The following is a 478-nucleotide window of genomic DNA, read 5'->3' as shown; positions in this document are numbered from 1 at the left end:
GCGCGGAGCCCTCATTTAGCTCAAGCGTCCGGCGCGCTTCTGCGGGCGTTCTGTTTCCCAGCGACGAGTGTGGCCTGACCTGGTTGTAGTCGTATCGCCAGAGGGCGAGCTTTCGCCTTGCGTCGTCCAGGCTGTCGAACAATTCCTCATTCAGCAGCTCGTCACGGAGGCTTCCATTGAAGCTCTCGATAAAGGCGTTCTGCTGGGGTTTGCCCGGATCGATGTAATGCCAATCGACGCCGTTCTTGTTCGCCCATTTCAGGATTGCGCGGCTGGTGAAGACCAGGCCGTAGCACGTCGGGAATGAAGCGGTTCTGGTAGGTTATGGCCACCTGCGGAGCCCTCAAGTTGCGCAGCAGGTGGCCATAACCGGCTTTCAGGTCTCAACAGTGGTTTTGCTGAACCACACTGAAGAGGAGACCGGCTATGACCGAACCGACGCCGCTTCCTGGCGACAGCTTTCATCTCCTTGCGGATC

General features: G+C 58.6%; 1 pseudogene. It reads right to left on the bottom strand.

Going from position 1 to position 478, the window contains the following annotated elements:
• A pseudogene (locus tag AX756_RS25430) lies at positions 1-289 on the bottom strand (integrase core domain-containing protein); the annotation flags it as partial.
• Positions 290-478 lie beyond the last annotated feature (189 nt).

It is taken from the genome of Aliiruegeria sabulilitoris, from assembly GCF_001558155.1.
Lineage (GTDB): Bacteria > Pseudomonadota > Alphaproteobacteria > Rhodobacterales > Rhodobacteraceae > Tropicimonas > Tropicimonas sabulilitoris.
This window is presented reverse-complemented; position numbering and strand designations above follow the sequence as displayed.